This is a genomic window from Neisseria weixii, from assembly GCF_042658245.1.
In the GTDB taxonomy this organism is placed as follows: Bacteria; Pseudomonadota; Gammaproteobacteria; order Burkholderiales; family Neisseriaceae; genus Neisseria; species Neisseria weixii.
The window spans coordinates 1-909 of record NZ_JBHSPY010000075.1 but is presented as its reverse complement, the minus strand read 5'-3'; the positions used below and the strand labels follow the sequence as shown (position 1 = coordinate 909).

General features: G+C 49.2%; 1 protein-coding gene. It reads left to right on the top strand.

What is annotated here, in order from left to right:
* Nucleotides 1-42 precede the first annotated feature (42 nt).
* On the top strand, nucleotides 43-864 hold the full coding sequence (gene ppsR, locus ACFPVS_RS13665) for a posphoenolpyruvate synthetase regulatory kinase/phosphorylase PpsR (RefSeq protein ID WP_096295667.1): 822 nt from the start codon (nucleotides 43-45) through the stop codon (nucleotides 862-864).
* Nucleotides 865-909 lie beyond the last annotated feature (45 nt).

Genomic DNA, 909 nt, shown 5'->3' with positions numbered 1-909 from the left:
ATAAGTTTATATCTTGTACATTTATTCATTAGAGAGAAACGTATGCCCCAACCCCGCCATATCTTTTATATTTCCGACCGCACCGGCCTGACCGCCGAAAACATCGGCGAAGCGCTGCTCAACCAATTCGGCAATCTCGAATTCAAACGCTACACCTATCCTTTTATCAACACCGTTGAAAAAGCAAAGGAAGTGATTGCCAAAGTCAACGCCAATGCCGAAGCCAACGGCGAACGCCCGATTGCCTTTGTCAGTGTGGTGGATGATGAAATCCGCAACATGATTAAAACCGCTAATGCCTACCAAATCAATTTCTTTGAAACCTTCTTGGGTGCATTGGAAAAAGAGCTGAATGCCGAAGCCACTTTGGCCGCGCAAGGCCACCACAGTATCGGCAATACCCAACGCTACGATGCGCGTATGGAGGCGGTAAACTTTTCGCTCAATCACGACGATGGCGTCAGCGACAAAAACCTGCAGGAAGCCGATGTGATTTTGATGGGGGTATCGCGTTCGGGCAAAACACCGACCTGCCTTTATCTTGCGCTGCAATACGGTATCCGTGCCGCCAACTATCCGCTGATTCCCGATGATTTGGAATCCAGCGATTTACCGCGCATGGTCAAACCTTATAAAGACAAATTGTTCGGCCTGACTATTCAGCCCGAACGCCTGCAAGCCATCCGCCAAGAGCGCCGTCCGAATTCGACCTATGCACAACTCAACACTTGCCGCAGCGAAGTGGCCGATGCGCAAGCGATGTTTAAACGACACGGCATTCCTTATACCAATACCACCGATAAATCGGTAGAAGAATTGGCCGTGTACATCCTGCAAGCTTGTCAGTTGAAACGCCGTTTCTAATATATGCATCACAAAGGCCGTCTGAAACATCGTGTTTCAGACGGC